Origin of the sequence: Escherichia sp. WS1450 (genome assembly GCF_046487395.1) — a bacterium.
In the GTDB taxonomy this organism is placed as follows: domain Bacteria; phylum Pseudomonadota; class Gammaproteobacteria; order Enterobacterales; family Enterobacteriaceae; genus Escherichia; species Escherichia coli.
Map to the genome: position 1 here is coordinate 113,473 of NZ_JBJQJO010000005.1, position 21,101 is coordinate 134,573.

22 protein-coding genes are annotated in these 21,101 nt (G+C 53.1%); 15 read left to right on the forward strand and 7 right to left on the reverse strand.

The window, feature by feature from the left end:
• Positions 1-4: 4 nt before the first annotated feature.
• Positions 5-64: a protein YpfM gene (gene ypfM, locus ACJHYR_RS07875; protein ID WP_001386977.1), complete on the reverse strand. Its 60-nt coding sequence runs from the start codon at positions 62-64 to the stop codon at positions 5-7.
• A 380-nt stretch (positions 65-444) separates the two neighbouring features.
• Between ypfM and ACJHYR_RS07880 the strand changes: the two genes are divergently transcribed.
• Genes ACJHYR_RS07880 through ACJHYR_RS07890 form a run of 3 tightly spaced genes read left to right on the forward strand, consistent with a single transcriptional unit; the run spans position 445 to position 2,160 of the window.
• Entirely contained in the window at positions 445-801 is a 357-nt protein-coding gene (locus ACJHYR_RS07880) for an ArsC family reductase (RefSeq protein ID WP_000258242.1), read from the forward strand.
• 3 nt (positions 802-804) lie between these two features.
• Positions 805-1,932: a succinyl-diaminopimelate desuccinylase gene (gene dapE, locus ACJHYR_RS07885; protein WP_001277801.1), complete on the forward strand. Its 1,128-nt coding sequence runs from the start codon at positions 805-807 to the stop codon at positions 1,930-1,932.
• Between the two features lie 27 nt (positions 1,933-1,959).
• Positions 1,960-2,160, forward strand: coding sequence for a YpfN family protein (locus tag ACJHYR_RS07890; RefSeq protein WP_000383836.1), 201 nt, complete (start codon positions 1,960-1,962; stop codon positions 2,158-2,160).
• Between the two features lie 80 nt (positions 2,161-2,240).
• Here ACJHYR_RS07890 and ypfH read toward each other — a convergent pair whose 3' ends face one another.
• The 6 genes from ypfH to dapA form a co-directional block, all read right to left on the reverse strand.
• On the reverse strand, positions 2,241-2,939 hold the full coding sequence (gene ypfH / locus ACJHYR_RS07895) for an esterase (protein WP_000679834.1): 699 nt from the start codon (positions 2,937-2,939) through the stop codon (positions 2,241-2,243).
• Positions 2,940-3,012: 73 nt separating this feature from the next.
• Complete coding sequence (gene tmcA / locus ACJHYR_RS07900; RefSeq protein WP_000829349.1) at positions 3,013-5,028, reverse strand: tRNA cytosine(34) acetyltransferase TmcA; 2,016 nt, start codon at positions 5,026-5,028, stop codon at positions 3,013-3,015.
• A 14-nt stretch (positions 5,029-5,042) separates the two neighbouring features.
• Positions 5,043-5,906, reverse strand: a complete 864-nt coding sequence (locus tag ACJHYR_RS07905; RefSeq protein ID WP_001267498.1) for a neutral zinc metallopeptidase — start codon at positions 5,904-5,906, stop codon at positions 5,043-5,045.
• 167 nt (positions 5,907-6,073) lie between these two features.
• The gene (gene purC / locus ACJHYR_RS07910; RefSeq protein ID WP_001295467.1) at positions 6,074-6,787 is read right to left on the reverse strand and encodes a phosphoribosylaminoimidazolesuccinocarboxamide synthase; all 714 of its coding nucleotides are present in this window, start codon (positions 6,785-6,787) and stop codon (positions 6,074-6,076) included.
• Positions 6,788-6,999: 212 nt separating this feature from the next.
• Positions 7,000-8,034, reverse strand: a complete 1,035-nt coding sequence (bamC, locus tag ACJHYR_RS07915; protein WP_001297320.1) for an outer membrane protein assembly factor BamC — start codon at positions 8,032-8,034, stop codon at positions 7,000-7,002.
• Between the two features lie 16 nt (positions 8,035-8,050).
• The gene (gene dapA / locus ACJHYR_RS07920; protein WP_001295469.1) at positions 8,051-8,929 is read right to left on the reverse strand and encodes a 4-hydroxy-tetrahydrodipicolinate synthase; all 879 of its coding nucleotides are present in this window, start codon (positions 8,927-8,929) and stop codon (positions 8,051-8,053) included.
• A gap of 145 nt (positions 8,930-9,074) precedes the next feature.
• Between dapA and ACJHYR_RS07925 the strand changes: the two genes are divergently transcribed.
• The 12 genes from ACJHYR_RS07925 to ACJHYR_RS07980 all read left to right on the forward strand — a co-directional run bounded on the left by ACJHYR_RS07925 (position 9,075) and on the right by ACJHYR_RS07980 (position 21,087).
• Complete coding sequence (locus ACJHYR_RS07925; protein ID WP_000176187.1) at positions 9,075-9,647, forward strand: glycine cleavage system transcriptional repressor; 573 nt, start codon at positions 9,075-9,077, stop codon at positions 9,645-9,647.
• Positions 9,647-10,117: a thioredoxin-dependent thiol peroxidase gene (gene bcp, locus ACJHYR_RS07930; RefSeq protein WP_001068682.1), complete on the forward strand. Its 471-nt coding sequence runs from the start codon at positions 9,647-9,649 to the stop codon at positions 10,115-10,117. Before ACJHYR_RS07925 ends, bcp begins: the two co-directional genes overlap by 1 nt.
• A gap of 252 nt (positions 10,118-10,369) precedes the next feature.
• Positions 10,370-10,987 (forward strand): hydrogenase 4 subunit HyfA, encoded by a 618-nt coding sequence (gene hyfA / locus ACJHYR_RS07935; protein ID WP_001079237.1) that lies wholly within the window; start codon positions 10,370-10,372, stop codon positions 10,985-10,987.
• Positions 10,987-13,005, forward strand: coding sequence for a hydrogenase 4 subunit B (gene hyfB / locus ACJHYR_RS07940; RefSeq protein WP_000339472.1), 2,019 nt, complete (start codon positions 10,987-10,989; stop codon positions 13,003-13,005). The genes hyfA and hyfB overlap by 1 nt, the downstream gene beginning before the upstream one ends.
• Before the next feature lie 10 nt (positions 13,006-13,015).
• Entirely contained in the window at positions 13,016-13,963 is a 948-nt protein-coding gene (gene hyfC / locus ACJHYR_RS07945) for a hydrogenase 4 subunit HyfC (RefSeq protein WP_014639258.1), read from the forward strand.
• Positions 13,964-13,979: 16 nt separating this feature from the next.
• Complete coding sequence (hyfD, locus tag ACJHYR_RS07950) at positions 13,980-15,419, forward strand: hydrogenase 4 subunit HyfD (protein ID WP_001587301.1); 1,440 nt, start codon at positions 13,980-13,982, stop codon at positions 15,417-15,419.
• Positions 15,420-15,430: 11 nt separating this feature from the next.
• Positions 15,431-16,081, forward strand: coding sequence for a hydrogenase 4 membrane subunit (gene hyfE, locus ACJHYR_RS07955; protein ID WP_001587302.1), 651 nt, complete (start codon positions 15,431-15,433; stop codon positions 16,079-16,081).
• Between the two features lie 4 nt (positions 16,082-16,085).
• Positions 16,086-17,666, forward strand: coding sequence for a hydrogenase 4 subunit F (hyfF, locus tag ACJHYR_RS07960; protein ID WP_000122535.1), 1,581 nt, complete (start codon positions 16,086-16,088; stop codon positions 17,664-17,666).
• Complete coding sequence (hyfG, locus tag ACJHYR_RS07965) at positions 17,656-19,371, forward strand: hydrogenase 4 catalytic subunit HyfG (protein ID WP_001102312.1); 1,716 nt, start codon at positions 17,656-17,658, stop codon at positions 19,369-19,371. The genes hyfF and hyfG overlap by 11 nt, the downstream gene beginning before the upstream one ends.
• Before the next feature lie 9 nt (positions 19,372-19,380).
• Positions 19,381-19,926: a hydrogenase 4 subunit H gene (gene hyfH, locus ACJHYR_RS07970; protein WP_000916072.1), complete on the forward strand. Its 546-nt coding sequence runs from the start codon at positions 19,381-19,383 to the stop codon at positions 19,924-19,926.
• Positions 19,923-20,681 carry a hydrogenase 4 catalytic subunit HyfI gene (hyfI, locus tag ACJHYR_RS07975; protein ID WP_000075547.1) on the forward strand — a complete coding sequence of 253 codons (759 nt, stop codon included), beginning with the start codon at positions 19,923-19,925 and terminating at the stop codon, positions 20,679-20,681. The genes hyfH and hyfI overlap by 4 nt, the downstream gene beginning before the upstream one ends.
• Positions 20,674-21,087: a formate hydrogenlyase maturation HycH family protein gene (locus ACJHYR_RS07980; protein WP_042028720.1), complete on the forward strand. Its 414-nt coding sequence runs from the start codon at positions 20,674-20,676 to the stop codon at positions 21,085-21,087. The genes hyfI and ACJHYR_RS07980 overlap by 8 nt, the downstream gene beginning before the upstream one ends.
• Positions 21,088-21,101 lie beyond the last annotated feature (14 nt).

Sequence of the window (21,101 nt, forward strand, 5' to 3'; positions counted from 1 at the left end):
GGAATTACTTACGAAGCATAACTTCGATAAAGTCTTTCCAGTTCCCCAGTTCACGTTCAATCATAACAACCTCTCTTATAATTATGGGTATTCTACGGAAACAATATACCGTGGTGAAGCTAATTTACTCGATTGCTGCGATGACTACCTCCGGGGGACAAACCTTATGTAAATACTATGGTCCTGCGGTGATGATTTGTATGTGATACACAGCAACATTTCGAGATATTCATACGGCATCTAATACTGATTTAATTCTGGTTAAAATACAGACAGATAACAAGATGAATATTCTTAATGTTTACGTTAAAAATGTTTAATATTATTTAATAGTTGTTAATTTGAATACTTCGATAATGTTATATTTCCTGATAATCATTTGCAGGCAAAATGTTTTCACCCTTAAATGAGTATTTATTCTCATAAATCGAAAAAGGATTCATTATGGTTACACTTTACGGCATCAAAAATTGTGACACCATTAAAAAGGCTCGCCGTTGGCTGGAAGCCAATAACATCGACTATCGTTTTCATGATTACCGCGTCGATGGGCTGGACAGCGAATTATTGAACGGTTTTATTAACGAATTAGGCTGGGAAGCGTTACTCAACACCCGTGGTACAACCTGGCGTAAACTGGACGAAACCACCCGCAATAAAATCATCGATGCGGCCTCTGCGGCGGCATTAATGACTGAAATGCCTGCAATTATCAAACGTCCATTGCTCTGCACGCTTGGTAAGCCTATGCTGCTGGGTTTCAGTGATTCCAGTTATCAGCAATTTTTCCATGAGGTGTAGTCTATGTCGTGCCCGGTTATTGAGCTGACACAACAGCTTATTCGCCGCCCTTCCCTGAGCCCTGATGACGCAGGATGCCAGGCTTTGTTGATTGAACGTTTGCAGGCTATCGGTTTTACCGTTGAACGCATGGATTTTGCCGATACGCAGAATTTTTGGGCATGGCGTGGGCAAGGTGAAACGTTGGCCTTTGCCGGGCATACCGACGTGGTGCCGCCTGGCGACGCCGATCGTTGGATCAATCCGCCGTTTGAACCGACCATTCGTGACGGTATGTTATTCGGGCGCGGTGCGGCAGATATGAAAGGCTCGCTGGCGGCGATGGTGGTAGCTGCAGAACGCTTTGTCGCACAACATCCCAACCATACGGGACGACTGGCATTTCTGATCACCTCTGATGAAGAAGCCAGTGCCCACAACGGTACGGTAAAAGTCGTCGAAGCGTTAATGGCGCGTAATGAGCGTCTCGATTACTGCCTGGTCGGCGAACCGTCGAGTATCGAAGTGGTAGGTGATGTGGTGAAAAATGGTCGTCGCGGATCGTTGACCTGCAACCTCACCATTCATGGCGTGCAGGGGCATGTTGCCTACCCACATCTGGCTGACAATCCGGTACATCGCGCAGCACCTTTCCTTAATGAATTAGTGGCTATTGAGTGGGATCAGGGCAATGAATTCTTCCCGGCGACCAGTATGCAGATTGCCAATATTCAGGCGGGAACGGGCAGTAACAACGTTATTCCGGGTGAACTGTTTGTGCAGTTTAACTTCCGCTTCAGCACCGAACTGACTGATGAGATGATCAAAGCGCAGGTACTTGCCCTGCTTGAAAAACATCAACTGCGCTATACGGTGGATTGGTGGCTTTCCGGGCAGCCATTTTTGACCGCGCGCGGTAAACTGGTGGATGCGGTCGTTAACGCGGTTGAGCACTATAATGAAATTAAACCGCAGCTACTGACCACAGGCGGAACGTCCGACGGGCGCTTTATTGCCCGCATGGGGGCGCAGGTGGTGGAACTCGGGCCGGTCAATGCCACTATTCATAAAATTAATGAATGTGTGAACGCTGCCGACCTGCAGCTACTTGCCCGTATGTATCAACGTATCATGGAACAGCTCGTCGCCTGATGAGTGGTTCTGCAAGAGGAAATAAGCATGGACTGGCTGGCTAAATATTGGTGGATTCTGGTGATTGTCTTTTTGGTAGGCGTCCTGCTGAACGTGATTAAAGATCTCAAGCGCGTCGACCATAAGAAATTTCTCGCCAACAAGCCGGAGCTTCCCCCGCATCGTGATTTCAACGATAAGTGGGACGATGACGACGACTGGCCGAAAAAGGATCAACCGAAGAAGTAAGCTGAGCGGCCGGATAAGGCGTTCACGCCACATCCGGCCATGATGCCTGATACAGTCTTATCAGGCCTACCCGGCTATTATTACATCATTTCAATCACATCATCATCGCCAGGCTTACCGCCGCTTAGCGCTTCGTCGAAATAATGTTTCGGAATGGTATAACGCAAGTGATCCAGGGCAAATTGCATACTGCGATTGTCGATCGCATGGCCTAAATCCTCCACGATATCCAGCGTCACGTCACCACCGGCACTGATTAACGCTTCCTGCGCCGCAACCGCATGCGCCAGATCGATAACCGGATCTTCACCGCCATGAATCAAGTGAATTGTCGTGGCTGTAGACGCGGTTTCCGGCAGGCTCGCGTAGCGTCCGTTGAAGGCAATGACGCGCGAAGCAAGGCCCGGTTCGGCTTTAATGCTCTCCAGCGCCATAATCGCGCCTTGAGAGAAACCGATTAGCGCCGTGGCGTTAGCCCCTACTCCGCTCTGTTTCTGCCAGTAGCGCACCGTCTCAATAAACGTCGGCATGATGGCATCCACACGCGTCTGGCGATTATCTTCCGTAATACCCTGCACCGAAAACCACTGACGCCCCGCCGGATTACCGCTCGGCTCCGCGCCACCGACACTCACCACCAGCGCATCAGGAAACAGCGGTGCAAACCAGCTACCTATTTCCCCCATTGCCACCGGGTTATCCCCGACACCGTGGAAAAGCAGTAACAACTGTTGTGCAGGTTTATCCGGGCTTTGAACAACAAAATGGTCATGTTTCATGGCGAACTCCTTAACTGATGTCATTAATTTTACGCCGCTGACTCACAATGACCATGGGAGAAAATTGAAGGAGTCAGTGAAAAAATTGCCATTGCGTTATGCGATCGCGCAAACGCTCAGTGCGAATATCATTAAGTGCGAACAGCGCCTGCGCGGCCTCTTCCCGCTGACGGACCAGTAACAGCTTGCGGCCTGAAAGTTTAAGTGTGGTACATAACTGCGCGTCACTGACGTTTTTCTGTAAACGCCCACGCAGCGCCGGTAATGCCAGTTCGCTGGTTTGTAACAGACGCATTAAGCAACCTAACGATGTTAATAGCGGACGATGAGCGAAAGCAAAACCGGCCAGTTCAAGCCAGTCGTCGTCAGAAAGGACGGCATCGTTTAGTGGATCAACAGGAAGCGTTTCGCCATTCCACTGCGCGAGAGCTTGCACATCGCGACGTAAACGGTAATGCTCACGTTCAGCCAGCTGTTTACCCGCATCACTCATCGGTAACAGCGCCATCGCCGTATAGCAACCGCTGCTGGCTTCACGATGATTACCCATCCGCACCAGCACAAAACCGCAGCGTTGCCAGAAACGCCATAACTCCCCGGTGTAACCAAAACTCACCGAAAGATAGTCGAGGTCACGCGTATATTGCAAAGCACCAGCAATAAGTTGCTGCCCTGTGCCTTCCCGCTGACGCGCCGGATGAACTGCTATCCGGCTTACCCGCCGTCCACGCAATGTCGCTGCCAGTGGATTGCTGCCGTGCGCCGCCAGCGACTGGGCCACCAGATTACCCCGAGGGCGACGAAAACCTGCCCATACCGCCTGACTGAGTTGTTGAGATAATCCCCCCTCATCCACCAGCCACAGCGCCCCGGCAATCTCGTTGTCGCCAGCCGCCTGTAAAAAATGTTGCCCTGGTGCATCCATCATGCGGCGTAAATCCAGCGGCGAGGTCCGGTAGTGCGCACCAGACAATAGCTGATAAACCTTTAACGGCGTTTCTGGCTCGCTTCGCCATAACGTTTGTTCAAATGCGGAAATGACAATATTGCCTTGTGGTGTATGGGTGAAGTTTTCATCGTCAAAAACCAGTGCCTCACTAACCATTTTTTCCAGCGGGCATCCCTGCGCCCAGCGGATCGGTTGTTGCAGTTCAAAACGGTGTAAATGTGGAAAGCGAGCGCAAAATTTCAGCAAAAAACCACGTCCGGTGCCTTCATAGCCCTGCACCGTAGTGGTTAACAACGTTCGAGGAAAACGCGATACCAGTTGATGCAACAACGGCGCAGGTATGGCTGCGGCTTCATCGACCACCAGCCAGTCGGCTTGCTCATCGCTGGCTAACAAGGCATCCGGTGCAATAAAGCGAAACTTCTCGCCCGCAAATTGTGCCAGTACATCCGTTGCCGCTTTTGCGGGCGCGGTGACAATCGCACTGCCCGCAATACGAGAAATGAGTTGCCCTGCCAACGCCGATTTACCGCGCCCACGCGCAGCCGTTACCGCTGCCACGCCCGGCGGCATGGTCAGTAACTGCTGTAAGAGTTGCTGTTGTTCTGGTTGTGGTGTGCCGGTCGCGGGGTGCCAGTCAGTACGGGGAGCAAAATGCACCAACGTGAACGGCTGGTTTTGCCGCCAGAGGATGGCGTCGTTATTCGCCGTAAGTACACGTTTGAGATGCTGGACAAAATGCGGCGTCGCAATAGGGTCAGGGCAATCACTCCAGCGCAGCGAGTCGGCATCAGGTTGGTTTTCCCACTCTTCCCATACAGGGAGTAACAACACCAGCCAGCTTCCCGCTTTCAACGTTCCGCTAAGTGCTGCAAAGGCAGCGGCATCAAAGCCGTGGCGGGCGTCGAATACCGCATGCCGGAATTCGCGCCCAAGTAAAGTTTGTAGCGCCGAGGGAAAACAGTGGTTTTCAGCGACTGGCTGCGGCGAAATCCACAGCCAGTCGCCAGGTAAGGCATCACGCAACTTAAGCGCATGATCAAAACACCAACCCTCTTCCCCGCTCAACACCAGCAAGCGGCGGATCCCTTCACGTTTCATTTGCGCTGTTAATGTGTGAAGCGCAGTCAGTTCAGCCATCCCTGCCCCGGAAGTTAAATGCTTTTACCAAAAGTATTGCATTGTGCCGGATCACCGCTGTCGAAACCACGTTTAAACCAGCTGTAGCGTTGCTGAGAAGTGCCATGAGTGAAACTGTCTGGTACTACTCGCCCCTGACTTTGCTGTTGTAAACGGTCATCGCCGATGGCCTGCGCCGCGTTCAGCGCCTCTTCCAGATCGCCGGTTTCCAGAACACCTTGCTGCTGCATACTATGCCCCCAGACACCGGCAAAACAGTCGGCCTGGAGTTCCATACGCACAGATAAGCGGTTCACTTCCGCCTGCGTCGCGTTTTGTTGCAGTTGACGAACTTTCGGCTCGATGCCTAACAGTTTCTGCACATGATGACCGACTTCATGGGCGATAACGTACCCCTGGGCAAAATCGCCATCCGCGCCAAGTTTGTCTTTCATGTCATCATAGAAGGAGAGATCGATATAAACCGTGCCATCCGCCGGGCAATAGAACGGTCCCATAATGGACTGGCCCGCCCCGCATCCGGTGCGCGTCATTCCACGGTACATGACCAGCTTCGGTTGCTGATAGGTCTTACCCATCTTCTCGAACTGCTGTCCCCAGGTGTCTTCCGTGGTTGCCAGAATCACCGAGGTGAATTTTGCGGCTTCGTCTTCATTTGGGCTAATTGACCGCGTTGATTGCTGTTGAGAAACCGGCTGTCCGGTCATCAACCCGGTTAAATCAACGCCATAGTAGCCTGCAACCAGCACGACAATCAGTAAAATCAGCCCGCCTTTACCGCTTGGCAGGCGAAAACCGGGACCGCCCATAGACGGACCACCAGAGCTGTTGCGCCTGTCTTCAACATTGTCACTTTCACGTCGCCCTTGCCAACGCATAGATACCTCAACAATATATTCATTATAGAAATGATCGTAGGTGGTTCAGAGGAAGATTACCACAGGAAAGCGGGATGAAATGGCGGAGGAATGAGCGTTCAATGCACATCTTATGAGAGCGGTTGTCTTGCCGTGCCAGCTGCACGGCAAGATGATGAGCAGAAAAATCAGTCCAGCTGTACACCCAGGCGGCGGGCGACGGCTTCATAGGCCTCGATCAGGCCACCGAGGCTCTGGCGGAAACGGTCTTTGTCCATTTTCTCCAGCGTTTCTTTGTCCCACAGGCGGCTGCCGTCCGGGGAGAACTCATCGCCCAGTACCACTTCACCTTTGTACAGGCCAAACTCCAGTTTAAAGTCGACCAAAATCAGACCAGCATCATCGAACAGTTTTTTCAGCACGTCGTTCGCTTTGTAGGTCAGCTCTTTCATACGCGCCAGGTTCTCTTTGCTCACCCAGCCAAAGGTTTCGCAGTAAGATTCGTTGACCATCGGATCGTGCATGGCGTCGTTTTTCAGGAACAAATCGAACAGCGGCGGGTTCAGCTCAATACCTTCTTCGATTCCAAGACGTTTCACCAGAGAGCCAGCAGCACGGTTACGCACGACACACTCAACCGGCACCATATCCAGCTTTTTCACCAGACATTCGGTATCGGAGAGCAGACGCTCCATTTGAGTCGGGATACCCGCTTCAGCCAGTTTGCTCATAATGAAGTAGTTGAACTTGTTGTTCACCATACCTTTGCGATCAAACTGCTCAATGCGCGCGCCATCCCCTGCTGACGTATCATTGCGGAATTCGAGCACCAACAGGTCCGGGTTTTCCGTGCTGTATACGGTTTTCGCTTTACCACGATACAACTCAGCTTGCTTTTGCATCTTTATCACTCCTGGGTGTGAATTAACGTTTTAAAATCTTTTGCTGTCTGGTGTGCCGGATGTTTTGTCGGATGCGGCGTGAACGCCTTATCCGACCTACGTCCGACAAACAAATTTTGTGCGAATTACCGCTAAAATCGCATTTTTCTGCCGACGCACACGTTTGCGTATCATATCAGAAAAAAGGGCCGGATGATTCCAGCCCTGTATTTTTACTTGCTAAACGCAGCCTGGAAGACAGCTACCAGCGCGTCGTTCTGACTCTGAGTCAGAGTATGACCTTTCGGATCGATGAACTGTAGGCTGCTGCGGTTATCTAAATCGCCAACCTGCAGTTTATAGTCACCGGATGCCAGGCCTGGATCGCTCGCGCCCAGTTCCTGCCAGTCGCTGTCAGACAGCGGCTTGTAAGTTACGGCCATGTTACCCTGCGAACGGGTGCTGTCGGTCACTTTCATGCCCACTTTTTCCAGCGCCGCTGGCAGACGTTGCCAAACCACATTGAACGGCCCGCGTACGACCAGCATCGGTAAACCGGTGTCATCAGCTGCACTTTGTACGTCCATAGTGGTGGAGGCACGATTTTGCGCAGCGTTCGCGGCGTCAGTGGCAGATTTATCCAGACCGGCGGAAATAACGTTCATCATCTCCGTGCTGTAACGCTGCATGGAAGCCGCGTCTGCAACCGGTTTGCCCGCCTGTTCCAGGTTCAGCAGTTTAACCGTAACCGCCTGCTGATAACCCTGCGGCTTAACAGAGATTTGATAACGACCACGATACTGCTCGTCTTCATCCAGACGGTTCCATTGTACCCAATCGGTGGTCAGTGTCTGACCAGCATCATCACGTTGGGTGATGGTGTAGTTTTTCGCCTGCAGCACGCTAACCACCTGCGGCCACAGAGTATTGCCACGACCATTTTCCACCAGCAATGAAGCGGTATCGCCCGTGAACTGGGTACGCGCGCCAGAAACCAGTGCCAGCGGCTGGGCTGGTGGACGAATGTCCAGCGCCTTACCGACAGCACCACTACCGTTGGTCACCGGGATTGCATAATCACCGGAGGTCACCGGCAAAATCATTCCAGCCGGGGCATGAAGCTCCGCAAGCGGTGCCGCTTCCAGGTAGGCTTCATCACCACTGACCTGACGCTTATAGCGTGAGTCAGAACTACAGGCAGCGAGTAATAAAACAAGCGAAACACCCGCAACCTTTGCCAGGCGCGACTTTTGAACAGAGTAAGCCATCAAATCTCCCTAAACTTTACAGCAAACCGGCATGCTTAAGCGCCGCTCTGACCGTCTCACGACCACTGTCGGTGATTGGTGTCATTGGCAGGCGCAGCGTATCGGTCGCCACAAGACCCAGTTCCTTACATGCCCATTTCACCGGGATTGGATTGGGTTCGACAAATAGTTTGTTGTGTAATGGCATCAGACGCTGATTAATAACGCGTGCCTCGGCAAAATGCCCTTCTGCTGCCAGTTTGCACATCTGGGCCATATCACGCGCTGCGACGTTAGCCGTAACGGAAATAACCCCATGACCGCCTAATTGCATGAAGTCCAGCGCGCTCGCATCATCGCCGCTCAGCAGAACAAAATCATCTGAAACCAGCTCTTTGATCTGGTTTACACGCGTTAAGTTCCCTGTTGCCTCTTTGATTCCGATAATATTTTTTACTTTCGCCAGACGGCCCACCGTTTCCGGGAGCAGATCGCAGCCAGTACGGGACGGCACATTATACAGAATTTGCGGCAGGTCAGTATGTTCAGCGATGGCTTTGAAATGCTGATACAAACCTTCTTGCGACGGACGATTGTAGTAAGGGGTTACCGTCAGGCAGCCGACGATACCACTGTCATTGAAGCGCTGCGTCAGGCTAATGGCTTCCGCAGTAGCATTAGCGCCGGTCCCGGCAATCACCGGAATGCGCCCGTCAGCCAGCTCCAGCGTCATCATCACCACATCAGCATGTTCGTCATGATTTAAGGTAGCGGACTCGCCAGTGGTGCCAACAGAAACGATCGCCGAAGTACCGCTGGCGACATGATAATCAATCAGTTTTTTCAAGCTAGCCCGACAGACATTACCTTTTTCATCCATCGGAGTAACAATCGCGACAATACTTCCCGTGAACATGGGCCATCCTCTGTGCAAACAAGTGTCTCAATGGTACGTTTGGTATGGCATTAAAAGCAAGCAGACAGAACCGTTCTGATTGTTGTATGCATGTTTTTTTTATGCTTTCCTTAAGAACAACTCACCCCTTAAAGGAATAACCAGTTTGACACTGTCATCGCAACATTATCTGGTGATCACTGCGTTGGGTGCCGATCGCCCTGGAATTGTGAACACCATCACCCGTCATGTCAGTAGTTGCGGCTGTAATATTGAAGACAGTCGCCTGGCGATGCTGGGAGAAGAGTTCACGTTTATTATGCTGCTTTCCGGTTCATGGAATGCCATTACTCTGATTGAATCAACGTTACCGTTGAAAGGTGCCGAACTGGATCTTTTAATCGTGATGAAGCGCACGACGGCGCGTCCGCGTCCGCCAATGCCAGCATCTGTCTGGGTTCAGGTCGATGTGGCAGACTCCCCGCATTTAATTGAACGCTTCACAGCACTTTTCGACGCGCATCATATGAACATTGCGGAGCTGGTGTCGCGCACGCAACCTGCTGAAAATGAACGGGCTGCGCAGTTGCATATTCAGATAACCGCCCACAGCCCCGCATCTGCGGACGCAGCAAATATTGAGCAAGCATTCAAAGCCCTATGTACAGAACTCAATGCACAAGGCAGTATTAACGTCGTCAATTATTCCCAACATGATGAACAGGATGGAGTTAAGTAATGAATCCACTGAAAGCCGGTGATATCGCACCGAAATTTAGCTTGCCGGATCAAGACGGAGAACAAGTTAATTTGACCGACTTCCAGGGACAGCGTGTTCTGGTTTATTTCTACCCGAAAGCCATGACCCCCGGCTGTACCGTACAGGCCTGCGGCTTACGCGATAACATGGATGAGTTGAAAAAAGCGGGCGTTGATGTGCTGGGTATCAGCACCGATAAACCCGAAAAACTCTCCCGTTTTGCGGAAAAAGAGCTGCTTAACTTTACGCTCCTGTCTGATGAGGACCACCAGGTGTGCGAACAATTCGGCGTCTGGGGTGAAAAGTCCTTCATGGGCAAAACCTACGATGGTATTCATCGCATCAGCTTCCTGATTGACGCTGATGGCAAAATCGAACATGTCTTTGACGATTTCAAAACCAGCAATCACCACGACGTTGTGCTGAACTGGCTGAAAGAACACGCCTGATTACTTTGCTCCATTCCGTGCTGGCTGCGCTTGCGGTCAGCACACCTCACTTCTCGTGATCAAGATCACATTCTCGCTTTCCCCTGCGACACAGGTGTCGAATTCATTTTTTGCTGAACGTTAATGACCATCATTTTTGTACCGTTCAGAATCCAGTTAACACATAACTTATTGAATATATTAAATTAATCAGACTGGCATCCTTTATGCAATATGAAATGCAATGTTTCATATCATTTTCAAGGAGCCGACATGAACCGCTTTGTGGTGGCCGAACCACTGTGGTGTACAGGATGTAATACCTGTCTCGCTGCCTGTTCGGACGTGCATAAAACGCAAGGTTTACAGCAACACCCGCGCCTGGCCCTGGCGAAGACGTCAACACTCACTGCCCCTGTCGTGTGTCATCACTGTGAGGAAGCCCCTTGCCTGCAGGTCTGCCCGGTCAATGCCATCTCCCAGAGGGATGATGCGATCCAACTCAACGAAAGCCTCTGTATTGGCTGCAAGCTTTGTGCCGTGGTCTGCCCATTTGGCGCAATCAGCGCTTCAGGAAGCCGTCCGGTGAATGCCCCTGCGCAATATGTTTTTCAGGCTGAGGGCTCACTCAAAGACGGCGAAGAAAACGTGTCGACCCAACATGCTTTGCTGCGCTGGGAACCGGGTGTCCAGACCGTCGCGGTGAAATGCGACCTGTGTGATTTCTTGCCAGAAGGTCCGGCCTGCGTTCGCGCTTGTCCGAATCAGGCGTTACGGCTGATCACCGACGATAGCCTGCAACGTCAGATGAAAGAAAAACAGCGCCTTGCCGCAAGCTGGTTTGCCAATGGCGGGGAGGATCCCCTTTCCCTCACTCAGGAGCAACGCTAATGGATGCCCTGCAATTATTAACCTGGTCGCTGATCCTCTATCTGTTTGCCAGTCTGGCTTCGCTGTTTTTACTCGGTCTGGACAGACTGGCTATTAAGCTTTCCGGCATCACATCGCTGGTGGGTGGCGTGATTGGCATCATCAGCGGAATTACGCAATTACATGCAGGCGTAACTTTAGTCGCCCGTTTTGCCACGCCTTTTGACTTTGCCGATTTAACCCTGCGAATGGATAGCCTCTCGGCATTTATGGTGCTGGTTATCTCCTTGCTGGTGGTGGTTTGTTCGCTCTATTCATTGACTTATATGCGCGAATACGAGGGCAAAGGCGCGGCGGCGATGGGCTTCTTTATGAATCTTTTCATCGCATCGATGGTTGCCCTGCTGGTGATGGACAACGCTTTTTGGTTCATCGTGCTGTTTGAAATGATGTCGCTGTCTTCCTGGTTTCTGGTCATTGCCAGGCAGGATAAAACGTCAATCAACGCTGGCATGCTCTACTTTTTTATCGCCCACGCCGGATCGGTGCTGATTATGATCGCCTTCTTGCTGATGTGGCGCGAAAGCGGCAGCCTCGATTTTGCCAGTTTCCGCACGCTTTCACTTTCTCCGGGGCTGGCGTCGGCGGTGTTCCTGCTGGCCTTCTTCGGTTTTGGCGCGAAAGCCGGGATGATGCCGTTGCACAGCTGGTTGCCACGCGCTCACCCTGCCGCACCATCGCACGCTTCGGCGTTGATGTCTGGCGTAATGGTCAAAATCGGTATTTTCGGCATCCTGAAAGTAGCGATGGACCTGCTGGCGCAAACGGGTTTGCCGCTGTGGTGGGGCATTCTGGTGATGGCGATCGGCGCAATCTCCGCGCTCCTGGGCGTGCTGTATGCGCTGGCGGAACAGGATATCAAACGGCTGCTGGCCTGGAGTACCGTCGAAAACGTCGGCATTATTTTGCTGGCGGTCGGTGTGGCGATGGTCGGTCTGTCACTGCACGACCCGCTGCTCACCGTTGTTGGACTGCTCGGCGCGCTGTTTCATCTGCTCAACCATGCGCTGTTCAAAGGGCTGCTGTTTCTCGGCGCGGGTGCGATTATTTCGCGTTTGCATACCCACGACATGGAAAAAATGGGGGCACTGGCGAAACGGATGCCGTGGACAGCCGCAGCATGCCTGATTGGTTGCCTCGCGATATCAGCCATTCCTCCGCTGAATGGTTTTATCAGCGAATGGTACACCTGGCAGTCGCTGTTCTCACTAAGTCGTGTGGAAGCCGTAGCGCTACAACTTGCGGGTCCTATTGCTATGGTAATGCTGGCAGTCACTGGTGGGCTGGCAGTAATGTGCTTCGTAAAAATGTACGGTATTACTTTCTGTGGTGCGCCGCGCAGTACACACGCTGAAGAGGCACAGGAAGTGCCAAATACGATGATCGTCGCCATGCTACTGCTCGCGGCACTCTGCGTATTCATTGCGCTTAGTGCCAGTTGGCTGGCACCGAAGATAATGCATATTGCCCATGCGTTTACCAATACCCCTCCCGTCACTGTCGCCAGCGGAATAGCACTTGTACCCGGCACGTTTCATACACGGGTCACTCCCTCATTACTGTTGCTGTTACTACTGGCGATGCCTTTGCTGCCTGGCCTTTACTGGCTGTGGTGTCGTTCGCGCCGCGCAGCGTTTCGTCGCACAGGAGATGCCTGGGCATGCGGCTACGGCTGGGAAAATGCGATGGCCCCGTCAGGCAATGGCGTGATGCAGCCGCTGCGTGTGGTCTTTTGTGCGCTATTTCGTCTACGACAACAGCTCGACCCTACGCTGAGGCTAAATAAAGGTCTTGCGCACGTCACAGCCAGGGCTCAGAGCACAGAACCCTTCTGGGATGAGCGGGTGATCCGCCCCATCGTGAGCGTCACCCAACGGCTGGCCAAAGAAATACAGCATCTGCAAAGCGGCGACTTTCGTCTCTATTGCCTGTATGTGGTTGCCGCACTGGTTGTGCTGCTAATCGCTATTGCCGTCTAAGGAAATCACCATGAGACAAACTCTTTGCGACGGATATCTGGTCATTTTTGCGTTAGCACAGGCCGTGATTCTGCTGATGCTAACCCCGCTTTTTACGGGTATTTCCCGGCAGATACGCGCGCGAATGCACTCCCGCCGCGGACCGGGGATCTGGCAGGATTATCGCGATATCCACAAACTGTTTAAACGCCAGGAAGTTGCGCCGACATCTTCAGGTCTGATGTTCCGCCTGATGCCGTGGATATTAATCAGCAGCATGCTGGTGCTGGCGATGGCCCTACCACTATTTATTACTGTTTCCCCTTTTGCGGGCGGCGGCGATCTGATCACCCTTATCTATCTTCTTGCCCTGTTTCGTTTTTTCTTTGCTCTTTCAGGGTTGGATACCGGAAGCCCGTTTGCGGGAGTCGGTGCCAGTCGCGAGTTGACGCTCGGCATTCTGGTCGAACCCATGCTCATTCTCTCACTGCTGGTATTGGCGCTGATAGCGGATTCCACGCATATCGAGATGATCAGCAAGACGCTGGCGACGGGCTGGAACTCGCCGCTAACTACCGTACTGGCGTTACTGGCCTGTGGTTTTGCCTGCTTCATTGAGATGGGAAAAATTCCCTTTGATGTTGCTGAAGCAGAACAGGAATTACAGGAAGGCCCGCTGACCGAATATTCCGGTGCCGGGCTGGCGCTGGCGAAATGGGGGCTGGGGCTGAAACAGGTCGTGATGGCAGCACTGTTTGTGGCCCTATTTCTGCCCTTTGGGCGCGCGCAAGAACTTTCTCTCGCCTGCCTGCTGACTTCACTTGTCGTTACGCTGCTCAAGGTTTTGCTGATTTTTGTACTGGCCTCAATCGCAGAAAACACGCTGGCACGCGGGCGATTTTTACTCATTCACCATGTGACCTGGCTTGGCTTCAGCCTTGCTGCGCTTGCCTGGGTCTTCTGGTTAACCGGTCTGTAAGGAGCACTGACGGAATATGGAAAATCTTGCTCTGACGACGTTAATGCTGCCTTTTATCGGCGCACTGGTCGTTTCGTTTTCGCCACAACGTCGGGCCGCCGAATGGGGGATTTTGTTCGCCGCGCTGACCACGCTGTGCATGTTGTCGCTGATCTCCGCGTTTTATCAGGCCGATAAAGTTGCCGTCACGTTGACGTTGGTCAACGTGGGGGATGTGGCGTTGTTTGGCCTGGTCATTGATCGCGTGAGTACGCTGATTCTGTTTGTGGTGGTGTTTCTCGGTTTGCTGGTCACGATCTACTCCACGGGTTATCTGACGGATAAAAATCGCGAACACCCGCATAACGGCACGAATCGTTATTACGCATTTTTGCTGGTGTTTATCGGCGCGATGGCGGGACTGGTACTCTCCTCGACGCTGCTCGGTCAGTTGTTGTTTTTTGAAATTACGGGCGGCTGCTCCTGGGCGTTGATCAGTTATTACCAGAGCGATAAAGCGCAGCGTTCAGCACTAAAAGCGTTACTTATCACCCATATCGGTTCGCTGGGGTTGTATCTTGCCGCCGCCACGCTGTTTTTGCAGACCGGAACGTTTGCGCTTAGCGCGATGAGCGAGTTACACGGCGACGCACGTTATCTGGTTTATGGCGGCATCCTGTTTGCCGCGTGGGGGAAATCGGCCCAGCTACCGATGCAAGCGTGGCTACCGGACGCAATGGAAGCGCCAACACCGATCAGCGCCTATCTCCACGCCGCATCGATGGTGAAAGTGGGCGTTTACATTTTTGCCCGCGCCATTATCGACGGCGGCAATATCCCGCATGTGATTGGCGGCGTTGGCATGGTCATGGCGCTGGTCACCATTCTTTATGGCTTCCTGATGTATTTGCCACAGCAGGATATGAAGCGGTTGCTGGCCTGGTCGACCATCACTCAACTTGGCTGGATGTTCTTCGGCTTGTCGCTCTCCATCTTCGGCTCGCGGCTGGCGCTGGAGGGTAGCATCGCCTACATCGTCAACCACGCGTTCGCTAAAAGCCTGTTTTTCCTTGTAGCAGGTGCGCTGAGTTACAGCTGCGGCACGCGCTTGTTGCCGCGTCTGCGTGGCGTATTGCACACCCTGCCGTTGCCAGGCGTGGGTTTCTGCGTGGCAGCGCTGGCGATTACCGGCGTACCGCCGTTCAACGGCTTCTTCAGTAAATTCCCGCTGTTTGCCGCCGGTTTTGCGTTGTCAGTGGAGTACTGGATCCTGCTGCCCGCCATGATTCTGCTGATGATTGAATCGGTCGCCAGTTTCGCCTGGTTTATTCGCTGGTTTGGTCGCGTCGTGCCTGGCAAACCGAGCGAGGCCGTCGCCGATGCCGCACCGCTGCCAGGATCAATGCGCCTGGTGTTGATTGTACTGATTGTGATGTCGCTGATTTCCAGCGTAATCGCCGCGACCTGGTTGCAGTAAGGAGATGATGAATGACCGGTTCTATGATCGTAAATAATCTGGCGGGACTGATGATGCTGACATCGCTGTTTGTGATTAGTGTCAAAAGCTATCGCCTGTCATGCGGATTTTACGCCTGCCAGTCGCTGGTGCTGGTGTCTATTTTCGCCACCCTCTCGTGCCTGTTCGCCGCAGAGCAACTGCTGATCTGGTCCGCCAGCGCCTTTATCACCAAAGTGCTGCTGGTACCGTTAATCATGATTTACGCTGCACGAAATATTCCCCAGAACCTCCCGGAAAAAGCGTTATTCGGTCCGGCAATGATGACACTGCTCGCGGCGTTAATTGTCCTGCTTTGCGCATTTGTCGTTCAGCCCGTGAAGCTACCGATGGCTACCGGGCTGAAACCGGCGCTGGCGGTGGCGTTAGGTCATTTTCTGCTTGGCCTGCTGTGCATTGTCAGCCAGCGCAATATCCTGCGGCAAATTTTTGGTTACTGCCTGATGGAAAACGGCTCCCATCTGGTGCTGGCGCTTCTAGCCTGGCGTGCACCGGAACTGGTGGAAATTGGTATCGCTACCGACGCCATCTTCGCCGTCATTGTAATGGTGTTACTGGCAAGAAAAATATGGCGTACCCACGGCACGCTGGACGTGAACAACTTGACCGCGCTGAAGGGATAATGAGATGAGTTATTCTGTGATGTTCGCTTTACTCCTGCTCACGCCGCTGCTTTTTTCGCTGCTCTGTTTTGCCTGCCGGAAACGGGGGCTCTCTGCGACTTGTACGGTGACTGTATTACATAGCTTAGGGATCACACTGCTGCTGATTCTGGCACTCTGGGTGGTCCAAACTGCCGCTGATGCAGGAGAAATATTCGCTGCGGGACTGTGGCTTCATATTGATGGTCTGGGCGGTTTGTTCCTCGCCATTCTTGGTGTGATTGGCTTTCTCACCGGTGTTTACTCGATTGGCTACATGCGTCATGAAGTGGCACACGGCGAGCTTTCACCCGTTACGCTGTGCGATTACTACGGTTTCTTCCATCTGTTTTTGTTCACCATGCTGCTGGTTGTTACCAGCAATAACCTGATTGTGATGTGGGCGGCAATCGAAGCCACCACCTTAAGCTCGGCGTTTCTGGTAGGCATTTACGGTCAGCGTTCATCGCTGGAAGCTGCATGGAAGTACATCATTATTTGTACTGTTGGTGTCGCTTTTGGTCTGTTCGGTACCGTGCTGGTATACGCCAACGCCGCCAGCGTTATGCCGCAGGCAGAAATGGCGATATTCTGGAGCGAGGTTCTTAAGCAATCGTCCTTGCTTGACCCAACATTAATGCTGTTGGCCTTTGTGTTTGTGCTAATTGGCTTTGGCACTAAAACCGGGCTATTCCCCATGCACGCCTGGCTGCCAGATGCTCACAGTGAAGCGCCGAGTCCGGTCAGCGCCCTGCTCTCCGCCGTATTGCTGAACTGCGCGCTGTTGGTGCTGATTCGCTATTACATCATTATTTGCCAGGCCATCGGCAGCGATTTCCCCAACCGGTTGTTGCTCATCTTCGGCATGTTGTCGGTTGCCGTGGCGGCATTTTTCATTCTGGTACAGCGGGACATTAAGCGTCTGCTGGCGTACTCCAGCGTGGAGAACATGGGACTGGTCGCGGTAGCGCTAGGCATTGGCGGGCCGCTGGGAATTTTTGCTGCTCTGCTGCACACCTTAAACCACAGTCTGGCAAAAACGCTGCTGTTTTGCGGTTCCGGCAATGTACTGCTCAAGTACGGCACGCGCGATCTCAACGTCGTCTGCGGAATGCTTAAAATCATGCCATTTACCGCCGTGTTGTTTGGCGGCGGTGCGCTGGCGCTGGCCGGGATGCCGCCCTTCAACATTTTTCTTAGCGAATTTATGACCGTTACCGCCGGACTGGCGCGTAATCATCTGCTGCTTATCGTCCTGCTGTTATTGCTGTTAACGCTGGTGCTGGCGGGCCTGGTACGGATGGCTGCGCGGGTGTTAATGGCGAAACCGCCGCAGGCCGTTAACCGGGGTGAACTTGGCTGGTTGACCACCTCGCCAATGGTGATTCTGCTGGTCATGATGCTGGCGATGGGAACGCATATTCCACAACCTGTCATCAGGATCCTGGCAGGCGCTTCCACTATAGTCCTCTCAGGGACGCACGACCTGCCTGCACAACGTAGCACCTGGCATGATTTTTTGCCTTCAGGCACCGCATCTGTTTCGGAGAAACACAGTGAACGTTAATTCATCGTCAAATCGTGGCGAAGCGATTCTCGCCGCCCTGAAAACGCAGTTCCCCGGCGCGGTGCTGGATGAAGAGCGACAAACGCCTGAACAGGTCACCATTACGGTGAAAATCAATCTGCTGCCTGACGTTGTGCATTATCTTTATTATCAACATGATGGCTGGCTTCCAGTCCTGTTTGGCAACGACGAGCGGACACTTAACGGTCATTACGCGGTTTATTATGCCCTTTCTATGGAAGGGGCCGAAAAATGCTGGATCGTGGTGAAGGCACTGGTCGATGCCGACAGTCGGGAGTTTCCGTCAGTCACACCGCGCGTCCCTGCCGCGGTCTGGGGCGAGCGAGAAATTCGCGATATGTACGGGCTGATTCCGGTTGGCCTGCCGGATCAGCGTCGGCTGGTGTTGCCCGATGACTGGCCGGAAGATATGCATCCGCTGCGCAAAGACGCGATGGATTATCGACTGCGCCCAGAACCGACGACTGATACCGAAACGTATCCGTTTATCAACGAGGGCAACAGCGATGCGCGGGTGATCCCTGTCGGCCCGCTGCATATCACCTCCGATGAACCAGGTCACTTCCGCTTGTTTGTGGATGGCGAGCAAATTGTCGATGCTGATTACCGCCTGTTTTATGTCCATCGCGGCATGGAGAAACTGGCAGAAACGCGGATGGGCTACAACGAAGTGACCTTCTTATCCGACCGCGTGTGTGGGATTTGCGGTTTTGCCCACAGTGTGGCCTATACCAACTCGGTTGAAAATGCACTTGGGATTGAGGTGCCGCAACGAGCGCATACTATTCGCTCGATTCTGCTGGAAGTCGAACGGCTACACAGTCATTTGCTCAACCTTGGTCTCTCCTGCCATTTTGTTGGTTTTGATACCGGCTTTATGCAATTTTTCCGCGTGCGGGAAAAGTCGATGACAATGGCGGAATTGCTGACCGGGTCGCGTAAAACCTACGGTCTGAATCTGATTGGTGGTGTTCGCCGCGATATTCTCAAAGAGCAACGTCTGCAAACGCTGAAACTGGTGCGCGAGATGCGCGCCGACGTGTCGGAGCTGGTAGAGATGCTGCTTGCTACGCCGAATATGGAACAACGCACTCAGGGCATTGGCATTCTCGACCGACAAATCGCCCGTGATTATAGCCCTGTCGGGCCGCTGATCCGCGGCAGTGGTTTTGCCCGTGATTTGCGCTTTGATCACCCCTACGCCGACTACGGCAATATTCCAAAAACGCTGTTTACCTTTACCGGCGGCGATGTCTTCTCCCGCGTGATGGTCCGTGTCAAAGAGACGTTTGATTCGCTGGCAATGCTGGAATTTGCCCTCGACAACATGCCAGATACCCCACTGCTGACCGAAGGCTTTAGCTATAAACCTCACGCATTCGCGCTGGGCTTTGTTGAAGCGCCACGTGGTGAAGACGTGCACTGGAGCATGCTCGGTGATAACCAAAAATTGTTCCGCTGGCGCTGTCGTGCCGCCACCTACGCCAACTGGCCAGTGCTGCGTTACATGCTGCGCGGCAATACCGTTTCTGACGCACCGCTGATTATCGGTAGCCTTGATCCCTGCTACTCCTGTACCGACCGTGTGACGCTGGTTGATGTGCGCAAGCGCCAGTCAAAAACCGTGCCGTATAAAGAGATCGAACGCTACGGCATTGATCGTAACCGTTCGCCGCTGAAGTAAGGACAGAAGATGCTGAAGTTACTGAAAACTATTATGCGCGCCGGAACCGCGACGGTGAAATATCCCTTCGCGCCACTGGAGGTCAGCCCAGGCTTTCGCGGGAAACCGGACCTGATGCCCAGCCAATGTATTGCCTGCGGTGCCTGCGCCTGTGCTTGTCCGGCAAATGCGCTGACTATCCAGACCGACGACCAGCAAAATACGCGCACCTGGCAGCTCTATCTGGGGCGTTGTATTTACTGCGGACGTTGTGAAGAAGTGTGCCCGACCAGAGCCATTCAGCTTACCAATAACTTTGAACTGACCGTCACCAATAAAGCCGATCTCTATACCCGCGCGACGTTCCATCTACAACGTTGCAGCCGTTGCGAACGCCCGTTTGCCCCGCAAAAAACCGTCGCACTGGCTGCAGAACTGTTGGCACAGCAACAAAATGCACCACAAAACCGCGAAATGTTACGGGCGCAAGCGAGCGTCTGCCCGGAATGCAAACAGCGCGCGACGCTGATCAACGACGACACAGATGAACCGCTGGTGGCTAAGGAGCAGCTATGAGTCCAGTGCTTACGCAACATGTCAGCCAGCCCATAACGCTGGACGAGCAAACGCAAAAGATGAAGCAGCATTTGCTACAGGATATACGTCGCTCGGCTTACGTTTATCGCGTCGATTGCGGCGGCTGCAACGCCTGTGAAATAGAAATTTTTGCTGCCATCACACCAGTATTCGACGCAGAACGTTTTGGCATTAAGGTTGTTTCATCACCGCGTCACGCCGATATTTTGTTATTTACTGGCGCAGTCACCCGTGCGATGCGTATGCCTGCACTTCGGGCATATGAGTCTGCCCCCGATCATAAAATCTGTGTTTCCTACGGCGCGTGCGGTGTCGGCGGCGGTATTTTTCACGATCTCTACAGCGTCTGGGGCGGCAGCGACACCATTGTCCCCATTGATGTTTGGATCCCCGGCTGCCCGCCAACACCGGCCGCCACCATTCACGGTTTCGCCGTGGCGCTCGGTTTGCTGCAACAGAAGATTCACGCGGTGGATTATCGCGATCCCACCGGAGTGACCATGCAACCGCTGTGGCCGCAGATCCCGCCATCACAGCGTATCGCCATTGAGCGAGAAGCGAGGCGGCTGGCGGGCTATCGTCAAGGGCGAGAAATTTGCGATCGGCTCCTGCGCCATTTAAGCGACGATCCTACAGGAAATCGGGTTAACACCTGGTTGCGCGAAGCCGACGATCCGCGTCTCAATAGTATCGTTCAGCAACTCTTTCGCGTTCTCCGGGGGTTACATGGCTGAGGAGTGCAGGGAAATTGTTTTCTGGACGCTGCGAAAAAAATTTATCGCCAGTAGCGACGAGATGCCGGAACACAGCTCCCAGGTAATGTATTACTCGTTGGCTATCGGTCATCACGTTGGCGTGATTGATTGTTTGAATGTCGCCTTCCGCTGCCCACAGACGGAATACGAAGATTGGCTTGCACAGGTCGAAGAGGAGCAAGCCCGACGTAAGATGCTGGGGGTGATGACCTTTGGTGAGATTGTTATTGACGCCAGCCACACCGCCCTGTTGACCCAGGCATTCGCGCCACTGGCAGATGACGCGAAGTCGGCGTGGCAGGCGCGTAGCATTCAATTCATTCATCTATTGGATGAAATTGTGCAGGAACCGGCCATCTATCTGATGGCCAGAAAAATTGCGTGAGAAGGATTTCTCAT